This window comes from Pusillimonas sp. NJUB218, from assembly GCF_003788685.1.
Classification (GTDB): domain Bacteria; phylum Pseudomonadota; class Gammaproteobacteria; order Burkholderiales; family Burkholderiaceae_B; genus Neopusillimonas.
The window spans coordinates 1-377 of the sequence record NZ_NQMK01000026.1 but is presented as its reverse complement, the minus strand read 5'-3'; the positions used below and the strand labels follow the sequence as shown (position 1 = coordinate 377).

At 51.5% G+C, this 377-nt stretch carries 1 rRNA gene; it reads left to right on the top strand.

Annotation, left to right across the window (positions count from 1 at the left end):
* Positions 1-250: 250 nt before the first annotated feature.
* Positions 251-363, top strand: a 5S ribosomal RNA gene (rrf, locus tag CHR62_RS15545).
* The last annotated feature ends 14 nt before the right edge of the window (positions 364-377 follow it).

Here is a 377-nt window from a genome sequence, read left to right as displayed (position 1 = left end):
ATCCTATAACCTTGTAGGTTAACGTGTTCAAGTGCCGTTCAAACAAATTGAAAGTCTGCGCCCAAGGGGTTAACCCCCTAGCGCAGCAACAGCACCGCAAAACAACGCAACCCCCAGAACATCAAACGATGTTCAACGTGTAAAGCACCCAACATACTTCACCGTGTGTGAGCGCCTCAAGGCCCCACACGTTGCTTCTTCCCCGATTGGCCCAGGCTGGCCCAAGAATCAGCCCAAGCAACAAGTTACGCTTGACGACCATAGCGAGGTGGTCCCACCCCTTCCCATCCCGAACAGGACCGTGAAACACCTCTGCGCCGATGATAGTTGATTAACGTCTGTGAAAGTAGGTCATCGTCAGGCTTTTATTCTAAAAC